The organism is Neorhizobium sp. LjRoot104, assembly GCF_964253725.1.
Classification (GTDB): Bacteria; Pseudomonadota; Alphaproteobacteria; order Rhizobiales; family Rhizobiaceae; genus Neorhizobium.
Genome location: NZ_CAXURS020000002.1, coordinates 1,821,678 through 1,840,821, shown reverse-complemented (window position 1 = coordinate 1,840,821; position 19,144 = coordinate 1,821,678). Strand labels below are relative to the sequence as shown.

General features: G+C 61.1%; 18 protein-coding genes. 6 read left to right on the top strand and 12 right to left on the bottom strand.

Going from position 1 to position 19,144, the window contains the following annotated elements:
• Window positions 1–486 precede the first annotated feature (486 nt).
• Both ACSQ8R_RS30925 and ACSQ8R_RS30920 read left to right on the top strand, forming a co-directional pair.
• Window positions 487–723 carry a hypothetical protein gene (locus ACSQ8R_RS30925; RefSeq protein WP_436257127.1) on the top strand — a complete coding sequence of 79 codons (237 nt, stop codon included), beginning with the start codon at window positions 487–489 and terminating at the stop codon, window positions 721–723.
• Window positions 724–815: 92 nt separating this feature from the next.
• Window positions 816–1,079: a hypothetical protein gene (locus ACSQ8R_RS30920; protein WP_436257126.1), complete on the top strand. Its 264-nt coding sequence runs from the start codon at window positions 816–818 to the stop codon at window positions 1,077–1,079.
• Window positions 1,080–1,241: 162 nt separating this feature from the next.
• Here the strand turns inward: ACSQ8R_RS30920 and ACSQ8R_RS30915 are convergent, their stop codons facing one another.
• Genes ACSQ8R_RS30915 through ACSQ8R_RS30895 form a run of 5 tightly spaced genes read right to left on the bottom strand, consistent with a single transcriptional unit; the run spans window position 1,242 to window position 6,306 of the window.
• Window positions 1,242–1,979, bottom strand: coding sequence for an ABC transporter ATP-binding protein (locus ACSQ8R_RS30915; protein WP_436257125.1), 738 nt, complete (start codon window positions 1,977–1,979; stop codon window positions 1,242–1,244).
• Window positions 1,976–2,821, bottom strand: coding sequence for an ABC transporter ATP-binding protein (locus ACSQ8R_RS30910; protein WP_436257124.1), 846 nt, complete (start codon window positions 2,819–2,821; stop codon window positions 1,976–1,978). The genes ACSQ8R_RS30915 and ACSQ8R_RS30910 overlap by 4 nt, the downstream gene beginning before the upstream one ends.
• Window positions 2,808–3,710 carry an ABC transporter permease gene (locus tag ACSQ8R_RS30905; protein ID WP_436257123.1) on the bottom strand — a complete coding sequence of 301 codons (903 nt, stop codon included), beginning with the start codon at window positions 3,708–3,710 and terminating at the stop codon, window positions 2,808–2,810. The genes ACSQ8R_RS30910 and ACSQ8R_RS30905 overlap by 14 nt, the downstream gene beginning before the upstream one ends.
• A complete protein-coding gene (locus ACSQ8R_RS30900; RefSeq protein ID WP_436257122.1) occupies window positions 3,707–4,735 on the bottom strand; it encodes an ABC transporter permease in 1,029 nt (342 codons plus the stop codon). The genes ACSQ8R_RS30905 and ACSQ8R_RS30900 overlap by 4 nt, the downstream gene beginning before the upstream one ends.
• Window positions 4,736–4,761: 26 nt before the next feature.
• Window positions 4,762–6,306: an ABC transporter substrate-binding protein gene (locus ACSQ8R_RS30895; protein ID WP_436257332.1), complete on the bottom strand. Its 1,545-nt coding sequence runs from the start codon at window positions 6,304–6,306 to the stop codon at window positions 4,762–4,764.
• A gap of 403 nt (window positions 6,307–6,709) precedes the next feature.
• Here ACSQ8R_RS30895 and ACSQ8R_RS30890 point away from each other — a divergent pair, with 403 nt between their 5' ends.
• The gene (locus ACSQ8R_RS30890) at window positions 6,710–7,681 is read left to right on the top strand and encodes a mannonate dehydratase (RefSeq protein ID WP_436257331.1); all 972 of its coding nucleotides are present in this window, start codon (window positions 6,710–6,712) and stop codon (window positions 7,679–7,681) included.
• A 110-nt stretch (window positions 7,682–7,791) separates the two neighbouring features.
• On the opposite strand, the gene ACSQ8R_RS30885 is transcribed toward ACSQ8R_RS30890, so the two are convergent.
• Together ACSQ8R_RS30885 and ACSQ8R_RS30880 are read right to left on the bottom strand one after the other, a co-directional pair.
• A complete protein-coding gene (locus ACSQ8R_RS30885) occupies window positions 7,792–9,363 on the bottom strand; it encodes a PQQ-dependent sugar dehydrogenase (protein WP_436257121.1) in 1,572 nt (523 codons plus the stop codon).
• Between the two features lie 2 nt (window positions 9,364–9,365).
• Entirely contained in the window at window positions 9,366–9,803 is a 438-nt protein-coding gene (locus ACSQ8R_RS30880) for a DUF2231 domain-containing protein (RefSeq protein WP_436257120.1), read from the bottom strand.
• Between the two features lie 340 nt (window positions 9,804–10,143).
• Here ACSQ8R_RS30880 and ACSQ8R_RS30875 point away from each other — a divergent pair, with 340 nt between their 5' ends.
• Complete coding sequence (locus tag ACSQ8R_RS30875) at window positions 10,144–10,395, top strand: glycine zipper family protein (protein WP_436257119.1); 252 nt, start codon at window positions 10,144–10,146, stop codon at window positions 10,393–10,395.
• A 133-nt stretch (window positions 10,396–10,528) separates the two neighbouring features.
• Window positions 10,529–10,891, top strand: a complete 363-nt coding sequence (locus ACSQ8R_RS30870) for a hypothetical protein (RefSeq protein WP_436257118.1) — start codon at window positions 10,529–10,531, stop codon at window positions 10,889–10,891.
• 12 nt (window positions 10,892–10,903) lie between these two features.
• Here ACSQ8R_RS30870 and fhuB read toward each other — a convergent pair whose 3' ends face one another.
• The 4 genes from fhuB to ACSQ8R_RS30850 form a co-directional block, all read right to left on the bottom strand.
• Complete coding sequence (gene fhuB, locus ACSQ8R_RS30865) at window positions 10,904–12,904, bottom strand: Fe(3+)-hydroxamate ABC transporter permease FhuB (protein WP_436257117.1); 2,001 nt, start codon at window positions 12,902–12,904, stop codon at window positions 10,904–10,906.
• On the bottom strand, window positions 12,888–13,763 hold the full coding sequence (locus ACSQ8R_RS30860; protein ID WP_436257116.1) for an ABC transporter substrate-binding protein: 876 nt from the start codon (window positions 13,761–13,763) through the stop codon (window positions 12,888–12,890). The genes fhuB and ACSQ8R_RS30860 overlap by 17 nt, the downstream gene beginning before the upstream one ends.
• A 70-nt stretch (window positions 13,764–13,833) precedes the next feature.
• Window positions 13,834–15,984: a TonB-dependent siderophore receptor gene (locus ACSQ8R_RS30855; RefSeq protein WP_436257115.1), complete on the bottom strand. Its 2,151-nt coding sequence runs from the start codon at window positions 15,982–15,984 to the stop codon at window positions 13,834–13,836.
• A 163-nt stretch (window positions 15,985–16,147) separates the two neighbouring features.
• Window positions 16,148–17,029, bottom strand: a complete 882-nt coding sequence (locus ACSQ8R_RS30850) for a helix-turn-helix domain-containing protein (protein ID WP_436257114.1) — start codon at window positions 17,027–17,029, stop codon at window positions 16,148–16,150.
• Window positions 17,030–17,294: 265 nt separating this feature from the next.
• Here ACSQ8R_RS30850 and ACSQ8R_RS30845 point away from each other — a divergent pair, with 265 nt between their 5' ends.
• Complete coding sequence (locus ACSQ8R_RS30845; protein WP_436257330.1) at window positions 17,295–18,104, top strand: ATP-binding cassette domain-containing protein; 810 nt, start codon at window positions 17,295–17,297, stop codon at window positions 18,102–18,104.
• 137 nt (window positions 18,105–18,241) lie between these two features.
• Here ACSQ8R_RS30845 and ACSQ8R_RS30840 read toward each other — a convergent pair whose 3' ends face one another.
• On the bottom strand, window positions 18,242–19,087 hold the full coding sequence (locus ACSQ8R_RS30840) for a MipA/OmpV family protein (protein WP_436257329.1): 846 nt from the start codon (window positions 19,085–19,087) through the stop codon (window positions 18,242–18,244).
• Window positions 19,088–19,144 lie beyond the last annotated feature (57 nt).

The following is a 19,144-nucleotide window of genomic DNA, read 5'->3' as shown; positions in this document are numbered from 1 at the left end:
GGAACGGAAGTTATTCTTTCAATGAACTTCACCGTTGTGATATTCTATCAGAATAACTTTATGCGGTTCGCTGATGTGGTAAATTATATTTCTTTCGCCTCTCCATTATTTTTCTCGCCGCCACAATTTTTTACGGAAATTTAACGCCGCGCTGGCGGGGCGATGACGGGTTCGAGAGAAAGTCTCATCACGAAAGACGGTGAAGAACATATTCCGGCTGGCTGGCATAGGCCGTCTCCGGCAACACATCACCGATCGGCCGGGATATCTGCGCTCACAACGCTTCAGGCCGGTAGGCTGGTCTCGTGCCTTCTTTCGTCTCCGAAGGATGAGGAGTTCCCGGAGATCTTCGGCAATACCGTTCAGCGGGCCGAGAGGGATCCTCAAGTCATTCGGGAAATCGCAGACAGCTACTGCTGTCTCGCCGGACTTAACATCAAACGCGACGTCCGCAGACGCGGATTTCGTCAGTCAATGGAGTGAAAAATGACTGTGCCTATAGAGAAGATTGCCTTCCTCGTCGCCGCGGCCTGCATGGCTTCATTTGCCGGACATGTCCTGGCTTATGACGGTCACCGGTTGGTTTCCGGAAACGAGGTGTCGTCCACCGTTCCGGGGGATGCCGCCGAAGCCAAGGCAAAAGCCGATGTCACGCGTGAGGTGGCGCAGGTCCGCGCCGCAACCCGTCGCGACAACCGGCTTCCGGGTGACGAACGACAGTAGACCCCAGAAGCAAGCATCCAAACAGTTCATTCAAGACATCGATCGGCTGGGTCGCACCGGAAGCCGATCAGGCTAAACAAGGAACAACGACTATGAAAAACTCTGTCATCTCCGCCATCCTTGCCACTCTGGTGGCATTCACCATCGCAGGCAATGCCTTTGCGCAGGAAGGCGAGTACTATGAGGGCGCCTCTCGTGACAGCGGCCATCTGGCGGTCACGGCGGATTCCCTGGGCATCCCTTCGGTCACCCGTTATGGCTATCCGTCGTCGAAGCGTGACTGGCGCCGCGATGATCCCGCGGTTCCGATGATCGACAGCGGTGACTATTACGACGGCGCGGTCCGCGCCCGATAATCACCGACGGTTCCAATATAGAGCGCCGGGATTTCCCGGCGCTCATCGTGCTTGTCCCGCACCGCTTCGCCAACCACTCTGCCGCGCCGTGGATCCGGATGGCCTCATCCTGAACGTTCTCGCCCAAAGTCGGACGAAAGGTCGTCGCTTGGCAGTGGGCGGCTACAAGAAGCTGGCGTCAAACAGCTCGCGGGAATAGCTCGCGTGGGTCACGCCCGCCTGCAGATCCTGCTTGCTGAGTTCGTCGACGAATACGCCATTCTGCATGACGAGGACCCGATCACACATATGGGAGATGACGGAGAGATCGTGGCTGACAAGGATGAACGTCAGACTGCGCTCCTCCCGCTGGTCTGCCAGCAGATTGAGCACTTCCGCCTGGATCGAGACATCGAGCGCCGACGTCGGCTCGTCGAGAAGCAGGATCGGCGGCGACAGGATCAGCGCGCGTGCAATCGCCACCCGCTGACGCTGGCCGCCGGAAAGTTCGTGGGGAAAACGACTGGCGAAATGCGCCGGCAATCCGACCTGTTGCAGTGCCTCCGCGACCTTTGCCCAACCGTCGCCCGCGCCCATCGACCTGATGGGTTCGGCGAGCGCGGTCCCGATGCGGTGCCGCGGATGCAGGGAGCCGTAGGGGTCCTGAAACACCATCTGGGCAAGCTTCAACTCATCGCGCGTCCGGACCTTGCCGACCGGCTTGCCGTCAAACGAGATCGATCCTGTCCATGCGCCCTCCAGGCCGGCAAGCGAGCGCAGCACCGTCGACTTGCCGCAACCGGATTCACCGACAATGCCGAGCGTCTCGCCACGGCTTGCGGCGAAACTGACACCGCGTACGACATGATTGCTCTTATCCTTGGAGCCATAGACGACATCGAGATTCTCGACCTTGATCATGGATTGGTCTCCACTTCGATGGATTTGCGATCGAGGACCTTCAGGCGTCGGACGGGATGTCTGGGATCCGGCATCGCGGCTATCAGGCCGCGAGTATAGGGATGCGCCGCATCTTCGAGCCTGCTCAGCGTTTCGACGACGCGGCCCGAATACATCACCAGAATGCGCTCGCAAAAAGCGGCGACCATGCGGATGTCGTGGCTGATGAGGATCAGGCCGGAGTTGTTCTCCCGCACCAACTCGTCAAGCAGCATCAGAACGTCCTTGCGGACGCTGACGTCGAGCGCGGAAGTCGGTTCATCGGCGATCACGAGTTTCGGGCGCGCCAGAAGCATCATCGCAATCATCACGCGCTGGCCCATGCCGCCGGATATCTGGTGCGGGTAAAGAGACAGCACGCGATCGGGATCGTTGATGCGGACTCTCGCCAGCATGTCGCGGGCGCGCGCGACGGCATCCTTGCCGCCGACGCCGAGATGCAGTTTTGCGGCTTCGGCAACCTGCTTTCCGATGGTCAGGACAGGGTTCAGCGAATAGCGCGGATCCTGCATGATCAGGGCGATGTCCTTGCCGCGCAGGCTTCCCATCTGCCGCTCTGTCTTATCGAGCAACGGGCTGCCGAGGAAATCCATTCGCTCGGCCGTCACGGCGGCGCGTTGTGGCAAGAGCCGCATGATGGCGCGGCCGGTGGTCGATTTGCCCGAACCGGATTCGCCGACGATGCCGATCCGCTCCCGCCCCACCTCAAAGCTGACATTGGAGACCGCCGGAATGGAGTTTCGGCCGAAGCGGACGTTCAGGTCGCGAACGGACAGGACAGGCATTTCATCAAGATCTGGCATGGCGCGGGTCCAATAGATCGCGAAGCGTGTCGCCGGCGATGTTGAAGGCGAGGCTGGTCAACAGGATGGCGACGCCGGGCATTACCGCTACCCACCAATAGTCGAGCATGAATTTTCGCCCGCTGGAAATCATCGCGCCCCATTCCGGCAATGGCGGCTGGGCGCCGAGGCCGAGGAAGCCGAGGGACGCAGCCGTCAGGATGATGCCGGCCATGTTGAGCGTCAGCCGCACGATGACCGAGGGAATACACATCGGAGCGATATAGAGAAACAGGATGCGTAACGGCGAGGCGCCGTAAAGCCGGGCGGCCGCCACGTAATCCGCGTTGCGCACGACAAGCGCTTCCGCGCGTGCGAGCCGGGCGATCGGCGGCCAGGCCGTCAGCGAAATGGCGACGATCGCGGTTCCCAAACCGGCTCCGAGAGCGGCGGCGAAAGCAAGCGCCAGGATCAACGATGGAAACGACAGGACGATATCCGTGGCCCGCATCAGGATGGCGTCGGTGCGTCCGCCGAAAAAGCCCGCAACAACGCCGATCACGAGGCCGATCGGGCCGACAATCACCGAGACGGACAGGACGGTCTGGATCGTGATGCGCGTGCCGTGGACGAGGCGGCTGAAGATATCGCGGCCGAATTCGTCCGTGCCGGCGAGATGCGCGAGGCTCGGAGGCTGAAGCGCGTCGCTCAATGTCTGGGCTGCGGGATCGTAGGGTGCGATCAGCGGCGCAAAGATTGCCACCAGGACCAGGATGGCGAGGATGATGAAACCAACCATGCCAAGCGGCTCGTCGGCGAGCTTGTGCAGAATACGGGTGGTCGAGTTCCATATCCTGGGGCCGATTGCCGGCGGTCGAATGATGGCGTCGTCGTGGGCGATATTGCTCATCGTGCGGCCTCCCGGGTACGCGGATCAAGAAGCGCGTAGGCAATGTCCGCGACGAAATTCAGGAACATGAAGATGAAACCAACGATGATGGTCGCCGCGAGGATTGCGTTCATGTCGCCGATCATGAGCGCATTGGTCATGTACTGACCGATGCCCGGCCAGGAAAACACGATCTCCGTTACCACGGCGCCTTCAAGCAGGTTGCCGTAGGAGATCGCGAGGACGGTGATCAGTTGAACGGCGATATTCGGCAGGACGTGGCTGACGACCGTGCGGACCGGACCGACGCCCTTGGCGCGTGCGGCGATGACATAATCCTGGTTCAACTGCTCCAGCGTGAACGCGCGGGTCATGCGCGTGATATAGGCCATGGCCATATAAGCGAGGATGCAGGCCGGCAGGATGATATGCGAGAGGGCGTTCCAGAATATGTCCGTCTCGCCTTCGAGCAGGCTGTCGACCAGCATCAGCCCCGTGGTCGGCTCGATCAGGCCTTCGTAGAAGACATCGACCCGGCCAGGCCCGCCGACCAGGTTGAGGCCGGCATAGAAGATGACCAGCCCCACGATACCGAACCAGAAGACCGGGATCGAATGCCCCACGAGCGCGAAGACGCGGGCGAACTTGTCGATCGCGCTATCCCTGAAAAGACCGGCCGCCAAGCCGAGAGGGACGCCGATCAGGGTGGAAATCAAAACCGCGAGCGTCGCAAGTTCCAGCGTTGCCGGAAATGCCTGGGACAGGTCCTTGGTGACCGCATTGCCGGTCAGGATCGCTGTGCCCATATCGCCGTGCAGCAGACCCCAGACATAGATGAAGAATTGCTGGTAGAGCGGCAGGTCGAGGCCAAGCCGGACGCGCATGGCCTCGTAGGCTTTCGGATCGGCGAGTTCGCCGACAATGGCCCCGACCGGATCGGTCGGCATGACGCGGCCGATCACGAAGGTGACGCATAACAGGATGAACAGGCTGACGATGAGATGGAGAAGTCGTCGTCCCAGTTCGCCTAACGAAAGTTCCTTCATGATCGGCTGCCTGACCTGAGGTTACGTTACTTGTCGGTCTTGGTAACGCCTTCCAGACGTGTCGTCTGGCTGGGATGCCCGACATAGCCCTGCACGCGGCTGGTCAGGACGATCGGTTCGTAGCGTTCGAAAAGCGGCAGAACCGCAGGCTTCTGTGCAACGAACATTTCCTGCATCTGAACGTACAGCGCTCCCCGCTTCTTCGCATCCGGCTCCAGCGCAGCCTTGGCCGTGATGGCCGTCAGCTCGGGAATGTCCCAGCCGGAGCGCCATACGAAGTTGCCGGCATTGTTGGCCTTCAGCGAATTGTCCGGATTGCTCGAGAATTGTTCCATCGCGCCCAGGACATTCGGCATATAGGCGCCCGTCTGCGGGATCAGGAGATCGAAATCGCGCGCCCGGTGGGCGGCGATGATGTCCGCCCCGTTGCCCTGCATGATGTTGATCTTCACGCCGATCTGGCCGAGCGACGCCTGGATCGCGGTTGCAAGATCGATCCGCGGCGTCTGGGCGATCGTCTTCAGGTTCAGCGTGAAGCCGTCCTTGTACCCGGCCTCCGCCAGCAACGCCTTTGCCTTTGCCACGTCCAGCTTCCAATCCGGGCTCGGAATGGCGAATTCGAAGTTTTCCGGAACGGGAACCGTGCGCGCCCGGCCATATGGCCCCATGATGGCCTTTTCCATGCCTTTGTAGTCAATGCCGTAGGCAAGCGCTTCGCGGACCTTCGGGTTGGAAAGCGGTTCCTTGCCGGCATTCATTGCGAGGACATAGAAGCCCCCTGTGGGTACGCGCTGGATCTGAAAACCCTGCTTGCCGGTGAACGTCGCAAGATCGGTCGCCGTCAGCGCGCTTGCGATGTCGATATCGCCACGTTCGAGCATCAGCCGCTCGACCTGGCTTTCAGGCACATGGCGAACCACGACGCGACGCATCTTCGGCTGCCCGGCAACGTAATTCTTGTTCGCTTCGAGGATAACGATCTCGTTCGGCGTCCACTTGTTCAGCGTGAAAGGGCCCGAGCCTGCCGAATTGGTTCTAAGCCACGCATTGCCCCAGTCGTCGTTGACGACATGGCTCTTCAGCTCCTTGCTGTCGACAACGCTCGCGATGACCATCGCCAGGCGATAGAGCAGGAGTTCCGACGTGACCTCGCCGGAAAGGTCTATGCGCACCGTCTTTTCGTCCGGCGCCGTCACCAGCTTTTCAACGTTGCCGCCATTGTAGCCGACACGCTTGAGATTGGCGGCGGCGGCCTGGTCGAGCTTCAGGAGGCGGGTGATGGAGTAGACCACGTCCGCTGAGGTAACCGGATTACCCGAGGCGAATTCCGCCTTGCGCAGATGAAACGTGATCCCCTTGTCATCGATCTCCCACTTCTCAGCAAGTTGCGGAGATACCTTCCCGGAGCCGTCGGTGGAAACCAGGCGATCGTAGAGGTTCGCCATGATCTCGTTGGCCTTGGCTTCCGTCGCCTGATGCGGATCCAGCGAGAGAACTTGGGCAAGCGAGGTCGCAATGACGAGCTGATTGGCCGGCGTCTCGGCAAAAGCCGCCGGTGTGCCGAACGACATGACGGCAAAAGCCGCACCGACGAGCAATCGGGTGCAAAGGTGTTTCATTGTAACTCCTCCCAGAGTGAACCGAAGACGGAACCGCTCGTTCAAATGTTGTATGATGACCTAGCCAACTTTTCCAGGGATGGCAAGCTTGCCGGGCCAGCCCGACGGCCGATTTCCGGGCCTTCCGCATACGTTCACTTCTTTGAGCGGGGTAGATGAGGGACTTATTCCCCTGATAATACGCATAAGCATTGGTCTTTGCGGAAAATTTGAAAACTCAAAACCGACGTCAGCGAGCTGTTCGTACATGGCGTCACGCGCCCAATCTCCTCGCCGGCCGCACGAAGGTGCTCGACAGCCGGCAAAAACCATATTAGGTCGTATGATATGTGATCGGCTCGGGAGGGTTATGAAAATGTACGTTGGCACACAAGTTGGCGCGAGAGATGATGACGACTATCGCGTTTTTGCTCAATTGGGATTGAAGCACATCTGCGCGGACCCGCCCGGCGCGCCTTCGAGCTGGAAACTGGAAGACCTCGAACGTCATCGCGACAAAATCGAAAGCTTCGGGCTCATTCTCGACATGATTCAGCTCCCGCTTCCGTCGCAGCCCATCGAGAAGGCATCCTATCCGGATATCCTTCTCAAGGGTCCCGATCGCGACCGGCAGATCGACGCGGTGTGCAGGTTGATCGAGGAAACGGCCAAGGCCGGAATCCCGTCGGTGAAATACAATCTTAATCTGATCGGCATCCCGCGTACACAGATGGAACCCGGGCGGGGCGGGTCACTCAACGAAGCGTTTCGCTGGGACAAGGCCGATCAGCAGGCGGCGCCGGGCCTGGCGGGCGTGCTTTCGGAGGACGAAAACTGGGAACGAATCGACTATTTCCTGGAACGCGTAGTGCCCGTCGCAGAGAGCAACAAGGTGCGGCTTGCCTGCCATCCGCATGACCCTTACACGCCACCCGGCTACAAGGGTGTTACCCGCGTGCTCGGCACCGTCGAGGGTTTGAAGAAGTTCGTTCTCATGCGTGAGAACCCGTATCACGGTCTCAATTTCTGCCAAGGCTCGATCGGCGAGATGTTGGAGAACCCCGGGCAAGAAATCGACGAAATCATCCGCTGGTTCGGGACACGTGGCAAGATTTTCAATGTCCATTTCCGTAATATCGCGGGCGGAAAGCTCTCCTTCATGGAAACTTTTCCGGACGAGGGCGACATGGACATGGTGCGCTCTCTCAAAGTTTATAAAGAGGTCGGTTATCGCTACATGATCATGCCGGATCACGTTCCTACGATAGGCGGCCGCGATCCCACCGGCGTAGCCTTTGCGTTTTGCTACGGCTATATCACGGCCCTGCTCGAAGCGATGAAACAGTGACTTTGAGGGTCACCCATATGCCACGTCGTTGATCGAAGCTGCCGGGGCCTGGCGGCTGCGATTCCGAAGCGTTGCAGCAGGTCTCGTCCTTGATCTTGCCGCCTAAGTCATCACGGGCCCGTCGCGGGAGCGATCTGCATCTGGGCAGGCACGAGCTTGTCCGGCTGGCCGGAAAGCGGCGCCTGAGCGGTCAGGCGCTCATCGGAAGAAGGGGGACGCCGCGTGGATTGCGTGGTCGCCGCGGTGATTTCCGCTCCGATCCGGGATACTCCGTCGGGGAGCCTGCCGGTCTTGGCGGGCGATGATAGTTGCTGATTGGCAGACGCCTGGTCCGTGCCAACCGGCTGAGCCGTGACCCGACCGTCAGATGAAGCAACGCGCCAGACGGTATTGCCGGCGTCATCGGCGACAAGCAGTGCTCCCGTCCCATCGATCCCGACGCCGACCGGCCGTCCTTTCGCCCGGTCGCCCTGGATAAATCCTGTGACGACATCCTGCGCCTTGCCAGAGGGCTTGCCATTCTGGAACGGTACGAAGATGACTTTGTAGCCATTGAAGCTGTCTCGGTTCCAGCTGCCGTGCTCGCCGATGAAGGCGCCGTTGGCGTATGCAGCTGGCAGAGCGGAATTCATCGAGAAGGTTAGTCCCAGCGCGGCGACATGGCTGGAAAGGGCGTAATCGGGCTGGATCGCCTTCTCGACCATGTCGGGGCGTGGCGGATGAACGCGGGCGTCGACGTGGTTGCCGTAGTAGCTCCACGGCCAGCCGTAGAAGGCTCCGTCCTCCACCGACGTCATGTAGTCGGGGACGAGGTTCGGGCCGAGCTCGTCGCGCTCGTTGACCACGGTCCAGAGCGTTCCCGTTTCGGGGTTGAAGGTGAGGCCGTTCGGGTTGCGCAGACCCGAGGCGAAAACGCGCGCGGCGCCGGTCTGCCGGTCGACCTGCCAGATCGCCGCACGGCCCTTTTCTGCTTCGAGCCCGTTCTCGACTATGTTGGAATTCGATCCGACCGAGACATAAAGCGCCCGCCCGTCGGGGCTGAGCGCGAGGTCTTTTGTCCAATGATGATTGATCGGACCGCCGGGTAGGGGCGTCAGCGTTTTCGGCCGCGTCGTGATTTCGTTCTGCCCGAGTTCGTAGGGGTAGGCAAGGATGGCGCTCGTCGTGGCGACGTAGAGCGTATTGTCGACCCAGGCGAGGCCGAAGGGAGAATCGAGCTTCTTCAGGAGGTCATGGCGTTCATCAACTGTGCCGTCGCGATTGGTGTCACGCAACAGGGTGATGATATTGCTCTCTTTTTGTTCAGCGCCCCCACCGCCGTGGGCGATCGACATGATCCAATCGCGGATGAAATCCTTCGGCCGCGAGGTCGGCTCGCCGGCGGGACCGCGGGACTGCACGACGAGCACGTCGCCATTTGGCAGGGTATGGACGGTGCGGGGGTTGGCAAGGTCTTTGGCATAGGCAGTGACCTTCAGGCCATCGGGAACCGCAGGCGTCTCGCCTTCCTTCCAGCCGACCACTTCCGCGACCTTCAGATCAGGTATCAGGGATGGAGAGGGGGCGGGCAGGACCGGGTTCGGGCCGATCTGCTGGGACAGATCGAATTTGGCTTCCTGCGCCGACGCGCCGAGCCCGAAGGAAAGCAAAAGAACCGAAGTGCCGAGAATAAGGGACCTCATTATCATATCCTCCAAGCCAATCGGGCATATTTGCGAGCGGAAACAGCGATGGCCAACAGGCAAAGCACGAATGTAACGGCAGAGAGCGCCAGCCCATAAGGAACCACGGCGGTCCATCCATCGCCGGCATGGACGAGGCTGTTGAGGACGGCAAGGGCGAGGATGATCAGGTAGAGAAAGGCCGACAGGAAAGCCGGCCGCAGCGGACGGGTTCGGGGCCGCGCGAGATCGATGAGCCCGGCCAGGATCGCAATCACGCCGAACACCAGGCCGGCGCACAACAGCCATGAGGAGAAGTTCTGCCACATGAGGTTGTTGCTCTGCCAGAAGGCGATATCGGTCGCGAGCGCAAGCGTGAAGCAGACGAAAGGGAACGGGACGAAAAGCGACTGTATCGGATAGGCGGCCGCGTCACGATCATTGGAGGAAAGTACAGCCATGGCATGCTCCCAGAGGCAAGAGCGCAAAATATGCCATTTAACCCGCTGAAGCGGGGGATGGTTCCCTTCCGGTGTGGTACCCCTTGAAGCGGAAGTCTCTTCGTCGGCAAAGTCCCTTAACCGTTGTTGGCGGGGCAGGAAGAATGGCCCTCGTTGGCAAACCTTGAAGATAGCAGCAGCCTTCGCCGGCGGAGCCCCCTCCATTGCTTGGAACTTTCGGCATCGGGCTTGGTTGGGACCTTAGCGCGACGTTCCAGCCAAAACCGACACCTGGCGTGCTGCGTCATCAGGCCAACGAAACAAGCCAGTTTATCAGCGAGAAACTGGAACGGAGGTTCAAATGAAAAAGTTTATCGTCATAGGTTGTGTAGGGTTGTGCCTCGCGGCCTGCACGTCGACTGAACGCGGGGCGGGAATCGGTGCTGCCACCGGTGCCGTCGTGGGCGGCGTGGCAACGGGTAACGTTCGCGGTGCCGCGGTTGGTGCGGCCGTGGGCGGCGTGTCCGGTGCCTTGATCGGGAATGTCGCGGGGCAGCCCGGCCGCTGCTACTACCGCGACCGCGACGGGAACCGCTACGTTGATCGATGCTGAGTTCTTTCCGACATTCATCGGCCGTGCGATAACACGCGAGCTCCGGTTCACGGCCCATGACCACGGGACGCGAGCCGATCGGAGATCTGGTAGCCAGGATGGAGACCACGACCGATGAGGAGGTTTCATCGTCATGCGTCAGCTGGAACTGGCGAACGAGGTCGTGCGGGAGAAGGCCGCGTCGACATTCTTGCCAGAATTGCCATGGTCGAAAGCAAGATCGAGCGGCGCTATCCTGGGCAGGTTCTGGCACCGTATCGTGAATGAAAGCAGCGAGAAGCAGCAGCGGCGTGTACCATCTGAGCCGGGGACGGATGACGCAAGGTCGGCGGATACTGAGGAGAGCCGAAAGGAGCGGGAGGCGGCAATGGAAGTGGCTGTCCGAGCGGCGGAAGATATTCTGCAGGACAGGAGAGGAGCTTTAAGCCGCGCCCAAGGCACGCATTGCAACCACATGATTTCCTGTGGCCTTCTCTTTGGTGCCGCACAAACGTGAGACGTTCGGCCCTTAGGGGGAGCGTTCCTTCAACCCAAGCAGCCAGAGAAGATAAGGGCCGCCGATCAGCGCCGCGAAGAGGCCGACCGGTACCTGATAGGGATAGATGACGACACGCGACAGCCAGTCGGCCATCATCAGTACGCCTGCGCCGATCAGGATTGCCGCGGCAAGCTGGCATCGCAGGTCCCGGAAGCCGACGAGCCGGGCGAGATGCGGCGCGATCAGTCCGGTCAGGCTCAAGGGGCCTACGAGGAAAGACGAGATCGCCGTCATCAATGCTGCGAGGATCGCAAGCACGAGGCGAGAGGGCAGGACGTGAAGGCCAACGCTGCGGGAAAGGCTAGTCCCGAGCGGCAGGATGGTGAGCCAGCGGATCATGAAGAAAAGCGGCGCCGTCAACACCACGAGCGCGATCATCGCCGTCCAGGCTTCGAAGGCGCCGGCGCGATTGGTCGATCCAGACATCCAGGTGAGCAGGATATAGCTGCGCATGTCGCCCTGGGCGAGCACCATGCTGACGACCGCCATGCAGAAGGCGCTGATGGCGATGCCGGCGAGCAGCAGCCGTTCGGCGGAAAACCCGGAGCGCCCGGCAATCGCGATCATCACCAGGAAGGCGGCAAGCGAGCCGAGTGCCATGCCGAGAAGCATGATTGCAGGCGACGGGAAGCCGAACAGGAAGAGAGCAACCGTCAGCCCTGCCCCTCCGCCGCTCGAAACGCCAAGCACTTCAGGACTGGCGATCGGATTGCCGGTCACGCGCTGCATGATGAGGCCGGCGGCTCCGAGCATGGCGCCGGCACCGCCGGTTGCCAGGATACGCGGCAGGCGGAAGGGCAGAAGCTCGGAAAAGAACGGGCCGAGCGCAACGCTCCAGCCGTTGTCCGTCGGGCTTAGCGTCAGGACGAGGGCAACGATGATGGCAAGCGCCGCTGCCAGAAGCGACAGCGCGGCAGCAGGCTTTCGAAGCGGCCGCGAGGCCGCATCGGCCGTTGCCGTCACGGCGGAAAAACCGTGGACGCGCGGCAGCAGCAGGAGAAGCAACGGTCCACCGAGCAGCGCGGTCGCGGCGCCCGTCGGCACGAGATCGGAAAAACCCGGCCCCAGCAACTGGGTCAGGCAATCGGACAGGAAAAGCACCGCGGCTCCTGTGAGAGGGGCCGCCATCATCACCTGACCGGTCGTGCGCGCACCGCAGAGCCTGGCCATCGCAGGCGCAGCAAGCCCCAGGAAGCCGATGATGCCGACCGTTGCCGTGACCGAGGCGGACAGCCAGACGGCGAGGGCAAGGATCGAAAACCGCACCCCATGCAGCGCGACGCCGAGGCTTTTGGCACTGGTGTCGTCAAGCGCCAGAACATTCAGCGGTCGCAGCAGCAGTGCCGCGGCGAAGATGCCCGCGGCCAGCCGCGGCGCGAGCGCCACGACGCTACTCCAGTCCTGCTGGTTGAGCGCGCCCGCACCCCAGATATGGATCGACATGGCATATTCGCCCCGCGCCAGAATCAGCATCACGCTGAGCGAGGCCGTGATCAGGGTGACGATCATGCCGGAGATTGCCACCGTGACGGGGTCGAGCCCGCGCCGCCAGCTCAGCGCAAGCACGATCGCCACCGCGGCAAGGCCGCCGGCAAAGGCGAGCAGTTCGCGGGAGATGCCGGTCAGGAGCGGCGAAAAACCAAGGCTGAGCGTTAGCGCCAGTTCCGCCCCCGAGGCGATGCCGAGAGTCGAGGCATCGGCGATCGGATTGCGCAATACCCGTTGCAGCAGCGCACCGGAAAGACCGAGCGCTGCACCGGCGATCAGCGCAGTCGCGGCGCGGGGCAGAAGACTGTTCCACAGCAAGATCGCGTCGAGCGCCGCAGCGGTCGCCTGCGCCCCGAGGACGTGCGGGCGAAACGTCAGAAGCAGGATGAAGGACACAAGGCAGGCGATGCCGAGTATGGCTACCGGAAGAACGTAGGGCAGGCCCGCACGCACGGGCATTGGGAGACTAACGGTTCCGGACATGGGGAAACCCTTCCACCAGGAATTCGGCAAACCGGCTTGCGGCCGGCAGAGCCCCATAGGGATTGATCGATCCGATCGTCAGCACCCGACTTTCCCGCACCGCGGGCAGCGCCTTCCAGAACGCGCTTTCGGTCAGCCTCGCAAGGGCATCGCCTGGATGCGGAGGAATGAGGACGATCCACGCCTCGGGCATGGAGGCCATCGTCTCGATGCCCATCGGTGCCATGGCCGAATAGCTCGTCGCGCCTGTCCAGGCGTTGGTCAGGCCAAGGCGGGTGAGCACCTCGCCGAACATGCTGTCGGAACCGAAGACCCTGTAGTGGCGCGCACCGCCAAGATTGATCGGCAGGACAGGACGGCCATCACCCTTGGTAAAGAGGTCCTTGTAGCGGTCCAGTCTGTCCGCCAGCGCCTCGACCATTCTGCGGGCTGCGGGTCGCCGAAGTCGCTCGCCGATCGCCAGCGTCGCCTGTTCGGCAAGGATGTACGGGCTTTCGCCGGGTTTGTAGATCGGATGGCTTTCGACCGGAGCGATGCGGCCCATCAGCGGATCGGCCCAGGCATAGAAATTCGTGTTGAGGATCAGGTCCGGGCGGGCGAAGCGTAGCGCCTCGAAATTCGGCGTGCCTCGCAGGCCGAGATCGGCGACGTCCTGCGGCACTTCGGGCTTGACCGCAACCTGGCGGAATTGGCGAAGCTCGGCCCCCGCCACGACATTGGCGCCGATCGCAACCAGCGTTTCGAGAAGTGCCCAGTCGAGCGTTGCAACCCGCAGCCCCGCTGCTTCCGCCCGCAGGGCGCGCGTCGCCGTCGATGCGGCGGCGGCTGCAAGCAGGCTTCTGCGGGTGAATTGCGGCACTCTCGGCTGTCTCCCAAGGCGCAGGAATGCGGACACGGCCTTCCTGCAAAACTTGTCTCACATTGTCAAATTACCAGACCTTGCTGATCTTGAAGTTGACGGTACGTGCCTCGCCGTATCCGCAGAAATACTCCGTATTGCAGCCTGCGACATATTGCTTGTCGAACAGGTTGGTGACGTTCAGGGACGCCTTCCAGTCGTTCTTCTCGTAGCGGATCGCAGCATCGAGGACGGTCGCATCCGGAACGCGCAGGGTATTAGCGTTATTGGCCCAGGATTTGCCGCGATAGCGGACGCCGGCGCCGAAGCCGAGCCCTTCCAACGGTCCTTGCGTGACAGTGTAGTCCAGCCAGAGAGAACCAAGAACGTCAGGCACGACGTTGGGCGTCTTTCCGATCAGCGTGGCATCATCCTTGGTGATCTCGATGTCAGTGTAAGACGCTGCCGCAATGACCTTCCAGTTCTCATCGAGATTGAACTTGCCTTCCACCTCGATACCGCGGGAGCGGACTTCGCCGATCTGGCTGGTTATTCCGCCCGTCGTGATCGTGTAGTTCTGCTTGGTGATGTCGAAGACGGAGGCCGTCAGGCTGCCGTCAAGCCAGGTCGGCTCGTATTTGACGCCTGCCTCGAACTGGTAGCCTTCCTCGGGCTTCGGCGCGGCGCCCCCCGTCAGGCCGACGATCGGGCTGAAGAAGCTTGCGGCGCTGACATAGGGCGTCAGGCCGTTGGCGAACTCGTAGGCCAGACCCGCGCGGCCGCTCCAGGCACGATCATTGCTGGAATAGTTCTGCGTTCCGGCGAGCAGGTCCTCGATCTCGTTATGGACGTAATCGTAGCGGCCGTTGAACGTGGCGATCCAGCCGTCGCCGAACTTCAGCTGGTCCTGCGCGTAAACGCCGACCTGGTTGATCGTGTAGACCTGGTGCAGGTTGCGGGCGATCGGCGGAAGAGCCACGCCGTAGGCGGGGTTGGCGGGGTCGAACGCAGGCACGGACCCAAAGGCGCTCGCGAACTGGTCGGTATCGAGTCGGTAATACCGATAGTCCAGGCCGACCATGACCTTGTGCGAGACGCCACCCAGGTCGAATTCGTTCTCGATCCGGTTGTCCACGTTGAAGGCGTTGGCCTTCGAGGTAATGTCTTCGCTATAGCGGCCGACCACCGCGTCCGTCTGGTCGAGATCGAAGGGATAGACGTACTGCTCGCGCTTGAAGAGGTTGGAATAGCGCAGGTTCTGGGTGAACTTCCAGCCGCCCTCGAATTCGTGTTCGAACTCGTAGCCGACCATCTTCTGGACGACCGTGCCGTCGTCGAAATTGGGGTCTCCGAGGAACATGTCGCGCGGGATCTTGCCATAGCCGGCGTTGGCGACCGTGCCGCCGTAGGGCAACAGACCGTTGGTCGTGTGGACCTGATCCAGACCACTGATATAACCCCAGACCGTCAGGCTGGTGCCCGCGTCCGGCGAGAAGGTGAGCTGCGGCATGATGAAGCCGCGCAGGTCCTCGCTGTAGTCGGTATAATTGTCCCCGCCCGCCAGCTTCCCGGTGAGGCGATAGCTGAAGCTGCCGTCAGGCGTGATCTTGTCGGAGATATCGAAGCCGAAGAAGGCGTTGCCGTTCGTGTTGATGCCGGTTTCGGTGTAGTAATAAGGCTCGTCGGTCGGGCGCTTGCGGATCAGGTTGACGACGCCGCCGGCGTTGGCGCCGCCGAGCAAGACGGAGGCTGGGCCTTTCAGAACCTCGACGCGCTCCAGCATGAACGGATCGAGCTGGAAGCCGCCATAAGCATGGCTGGTGAGCGCCAGGCTGTCGAAGAACACGCCCGTCTGCGATGCATTGAATCCGCGAACGTAGATCCAGTCGGTATCGGGGTCCGAGCCGTAGGGCTGGCCAAACACGCCGGGCGTATAGAGGAGCACCTGGTCGATCTTGCTGACGGCGCCGCGGTCGTCCATTTCTTCCTTGCCGATGACCGATACGGACTGCGGGATTTCCTTGAGCGGCGTATCGGTCTTGGAGCCGGTCGTTGACTGCCTCGCGACATAACCCTTGACCGGGCCGGTTCCGTCGCCTTCGCCTTCACCGCGAATGACGATCGGTGCCAACGTCGTATCGGCGTTCTGGGCATGAACCGTCGATGCGCCGCAAAGGGCGATAAACGCCACACTTGCACCCAGTCCAAGCCTTGCCCCCAAGGCTGCTTTTCTCTTGTTCATTTTATGCCCCACTCACACGAACTTCTTTGCCGCTCGCAGGAAGCGGCATTGCGATAAGGTGAGCAATTAACTCATATTTAAAACTCCGGCTTGGTTCGATCGACGACAATTGGACGTTTTTGGGCAATTTGAGCGGGAGTGAGCAAATATTTCCAAAAATGCATCACTGCCTGGCCTTCCGCCAACGAGCGGGGGTGGTTCCCACATGCTTGCGGAAGACCTTGGTGAAATGCGCCTGATCAGAGAAGCCGGTTTCGGCGGCAACTTCGGTCAACGGATAGAGGTCCGACACCAGCAATGCTTTTGCGCGTTCCAGCCGGGCATTCATCTGCCAGTCGTGCGGTGCCATCCCGGTCGATGCCTTGAACGAATGGCTGAAATGCGATGGCGACAGTCCCGTCAGGTCGGCGAGTTCCTGCAGACGGATATTGCGCATGCAGTTCTCTGTGATGAAATCCGTAGCGCGCCGTAGCTGCGCCACGGCCAGCGTTCCTCGCCGCCGGGGCGGGACCTTCACCATCTTCAGGACATCGATGACGAGCGCCAGGGCGAGCCCGTCCCCGTAGAGATCATGCAGCGGCTCCGGGTTGGAAATCTCGGCGGCGATCAGTCCGGCCAGCGACATGACGCGCTGGTCGGAGAACAGCAACCGGGGGGCCTTGAGCTTTTTTGGGTCGATGTCTTCCATCAGCCGGCGGCCGAGGATGTCCGCGTCGAAGTGGATGTCGAGGTGGCGCACAGACTGTACGTCGGCAATATCCATCCAAAGGTCCATGTCGGCGGGAATGTAGGAGATCGGGCTCTGACTGCTATCCTGCGGAGCGCCACGTGATTTCGGCGAAAGCTTTATCACGGGGCGCCCGCGGCCGTGCTGGTCGAGCAGGATGAACAGTCGCGGGTCCCGCGCCACGTAATGGCCGCCCGCATAGGCGGCGCATTCCACATCCCAGAGGTCGGCGGTGATGCCGTTCCAGTAACGGCGCCTAAGCCCGCCGATGACCGAAAAACCCTCGATCCTGTTCTGCATCCGTGGTTGAAAGATCATGCGGCTACCCGAATAAATAAACTTGCGTATTTTTATCAACTTTAGTTCAAGGTATCAATCCGGGCGTTGCAGATGCCGCATCATCCGGGTCTCAGTGGCACGCAGGTGCAAGCTGTCACAGTGGCAGGCGCCTCGGGAGGATGACCTGCGGCGACTAGGCGACCAACGGCGCGACAAAGGACGTCAGTTGACCGGAGCGTCCGTTTCGAAGAACATGAGTTCAATTTTCCGGTTTGAGGACGACGTACGGATGGTAACCATGCCGATGAACCCAAGCGAGCGTGAGATCGCCCAGGCAAATCGCCCTCTCCTGTCATTAAAGGAGGCGAGCTTTGCAATCGAAGGCCGCGTCCTTTTGCATCCGCTGACGCTCGATCTTCGGGCAGGCAGGTCGATTGCTCTGATCGGTCACAATGGCTCCGGCAAATCGACAATGTTGAAACTGATCGGCCGGCAGCAGGCGTTGAGCGCGGGCACTATCCAATTCGAGGGCAAGCCCCTTCAAGACTGGAGTCCGCGGGAATTCGCCCGCCGGCTCGCCTATCTGCCGCAGCGGACGCCAGCAGCGCCCGGAATGATGGTCAAGGAACTGGTGGCACTCGGGCGTTACCCATGGCACGGCGCGCTCGGGCGGTTTACCTCAGTTGACCGGCAGAAGGTGGAGGAGGCGATCGAGCTTACCGGTATAGGCTCTCTTTCAGAACGCATGGTGGACAGCCTGTCGGGCGGCGAACGCCAGCGTGCCTGGCTTGCCATGCTTGTGGCACAGGATGCCGCCTGCCTTCTGCTCGACGAACCCATCTCCGCGCTCGACATCGGCCATCAGTTGGAAGTCCTCTCCTTGACGCACGATCTTTGCCGCGAGAAGGGCATCACCATCATCACCGTGCTGCACGACGTCAACATGGCCGCCCGCTTCTGCGACGAGATCGTCGCATTGCACTCGGGCCGGCTGATTACCCATGGCACCCCGCAGGAGGTCATGACGACCGAGGAATTGGTTCGCATCTACGATGTCCGGATGGATATCATATGCCAACCCTCAAGCGGCCGGCTGGTGGCGCTGGCTCAATAATTTCACGTATGCAATCAGCCGGGTGGAGGCTGCCGTCAGGCAGTAATCCTAAGAAGACGGCGCACATGATCCGTCATGGTGACATGGATTCGAAATAGCGGCAGCCATAACAGCTGCCGCACGATCTCACTCGTTTTCTAGAATCTGTATCCTACTCCCAGCATTGCAAAGGGTTGAACGTCGTCCTTGACGATCGGGCTGTCCTTGGCATCCCCGAGCAGGAAGCCGGCGCCGCCGGCGCCTGTGACGCTCCAGTTCTCCGTCATGATGTAGGTGATGGAGCCCTTGAGATCGACGCGCTTGACCCCCGCCTTCGCTTCGTGTTCCGCCAGGCCGGACTGAGTCGACTGGATCGAAGTCACTCCGAAATACGACTCCATGTGCTTGTCGTCGGCCCACGTACCGGACACATCGGCGGAGAAGATGAACTGTTCGTATCGATGGGAAACCTTCGCGCCGAAAGTGCCGGTCAATCCCTCGCTGCCGCCTATGGTCTTGTCCAACTTGGCATAGACGCCGAATGGACCGACCTCATAGGCGACGATCCCTCCTATGACGCCACCCATGTCGATGTCGCCCAGACCGCGAAGATAGTCCGAATCGTCCTCCTTGCGGCCCATCTCCACACCACCGGTCACGCCTATCCTGAAGCCGTTTGTTTCGAAAAGATCGACGGTGAGGCCACTGGTATCGAGATGCACGCGCTCCCGAAACTGGGCGGAGACGAGCGGGAACGGCTGCACCTCGAATTCGTCGGATCCTTCATATTCGGGCAGATAGATCGCCCCGACGCCGATCGTTACCTTCCAGTCATGCAGTTTGCCGCGAATGCCGCCGTAGCGTTCGGTATCGAACTGCTGGGGAGGGGCAATCGCCGTGTCGTTTGCTTCGAGGTCGGCCGCGAGTGCTGTGACCGGAAAGAGGGCCGAGGCTGCGGCCAATGCTGCAATCGAGATTTTTATCGTCCACCGTCGCTGAATGATGTCGGAAGCCCCAACTCCGCTTAAGACCGTATTGCGGTGCCGGTCTTCCGGATGATG

What these genes read in the sequence shown, in the direction of transcription:
- ACSQ8R_RS30925 (WP_436257127.1), top strand. Translation starts at nt 487, where the DNA reads ATGACTGTGCCTATAGAGAAGATTGCCTTCCTCGTCGCCGCGGCCTGC.
- ACSQ8R_RS30920 (WP_436257126.1), top strand. Translation starts at nt 816, where the DNA reads ATGAAAAACTCTGTCATCTCCGCCATCCTTGCCACTCTGGTGGCATTC.
- ACSQ8R_RS30915 (WP_436257125.1), bottom strand. Translation starts at nt 1,979, where the DNA reads ATGATCAAGGTCGAGAATCTCGATGTCGTCTATGGCTCCAAGGATAAG.
- ACSQ8R_RS30910 (WP_436257124.1), bottom strand. Translation starts at nt 2,821, where the DNA reads ATGCCAGATCTTGATGAAATGCCTGTCCTGTCCGTTCGCGACCTGAAC.
- ACSQ8R_RS30905 (WP_436257123.1), bottom strand. Translation starts at nt 3,710, where the DNA reads ATGAGCAATATCGCCCACGACGACGCCATCATTCGACCGCCGGCAATC.
- ACSQ8R_RS30900 (WP_436257122.1), bottom strand. Translation starts at nt 4,735, where the DNA reads ATGAAGGAACTTTCGTTAGGCGAACTGGGACGACGACTTCTCCATCTC.
- ACSQ8R_RS30895 (WP_436257332.1), bottom strand. Translation starts at nt 6,306, where the DNA reads ATGTCGTTCGGCACACCGGCGGCTTTTGCCGAGACGCCGGCCAATCAG.
- ACSQ8R_RS30890 (WP_436257331.1), top strand. Translation starts at nt 6,710, where the DNA reads ATGTACGTTGGCACACAAGTTGGCGCGAGAGATGATGACGACTATCGC.
- ACSQ8R_RS30885 (WP_436257121.1), bottom strand. Translation starts at nt 9,363, where the DNA reads ATGAGGTCCCTTATTCTCGGCACTTCGGTTCTTTTGCTTTCCTTCGGG.
- ACSQ8R_RS30880 (WP_436257120.1), bottom strand. Translation starts at nt 9,803, where the DNA reads ATGGCTGTACTTTCCTCCAATGATCGTGACGCGGCCGCCTATCCGATA.
- ACSQ8R_RS30875 (WP_436257119.1), top strand. Translation starts at nt 10,144, where the DNA reads ATGAAAAAGTTTATCGTCATAGGTTGTGTAGGGTTGTGCCTCGCGGCC.
- ACSQ8R_RS30870 (WP_436257118.1), top strand. Translation starts at nt 10,529, where the DNA reads ATGCGTCAGCTGGAACTGGCGAACGAGGTCGTGCGGGAGAAGGCCGCG.
- fhuB (WP_436257117.1), bottom strand. Translation starts at nt 12,904, where the DNA reads ATGTCCGGAACCGTTAGTCTCCCAATGCCCGTGCGTGCGGGCCTGCCC.
- ACSQ8R_RS30855 (WP_436257115.1), bottom strand. Translation starts at nt 15,984, where the DNA reads ATGAACAAGAGAAAAGCAGCCTTGGGGGCAAGGCTTGGACTGGGTGCA.
- ACSQ8R_RS30850 (WP_436257114.1), bottom strand. Translation starts at nt 17,029, where the DNA reads ATGATCTTTCAACCACGGATGCAGAACAGGATCGAGGGTTTTTCGGTC.
- ACSQ8R_RS30845 (WP_436257330.1), top strand. Translation starts at nt 17,295, where the DNA reads ATGAACCCAAGCGAGCGTGAGATCGCCCAGGCAAATCGCCCTCTCCTG.